Raw genomic sequence first — 491 nt, forward strand, 5'->3', positions numbered from 1 at the left:
CGGCCATCTCCAGGTCACCGTTGGTGTAGGCGGTGGTGGCCTCCACCGCGCCGTTGAGGGACTTGCCCGCCCGCATCGCGATGAACTTCAGGTCGTTGAGGGTGTGCTCGGAGAACTGCGACAGCGCCAGCGCCACCAGCCCGCCGGCCGGCTTCTCGCCCTTGCCCCCGCCGCCCCCGCCGCCGTGGGCCTCGCCCTCGGCGGCGATGGTGCCCGCATGGGTTGCTGCGGACTGCAGATGCTCCCCGTATGCCTTGGTATGCGTCTCGATCTTCCCGGCGAACTCACCGGTCGTCTTCAGCACACCCGAAATGCCCTGCGGATCCAGATCCCAGCCGGCCATGCGCTACCTCTGCTCCCCGTTGTCCGACCACACCCACCGCACCCGGCCGTCAGCCGATGTTGTCCACCGCGGACTTCGCCTTGGACAGCGTGTGCTGCGCCGTCCCGTCGTTCTTCTCCAGCGTCGTCTTCAACAGCTGGATGATGTT

General features: G+C 67.6%; 1 protein-coding gene. It reads right to left on the reverse strand.

Annotated features, from left to right (window positions below):
• Positions 1 to 343 (reverse strand): DUF6507 family protein (locus tag IF20_RS36905; RefSeq protein WP_052869803.1); only part of this gene is annotated, 343 nt, incomplete at its 3' end.
• Between the last annotated feature and the right edge of the window lie 148 nt (positions 344 to 491).

This window comes from Streptomyces niger (genome assembly GCF_000718305.1).
Taxonomy (GTDB): domain Bacteria; phylum Actinomycetota; class Actinomycetes; order Streptomycetales; family Streptomycetaceae; genus Streptomyces; species Streptomyces niger.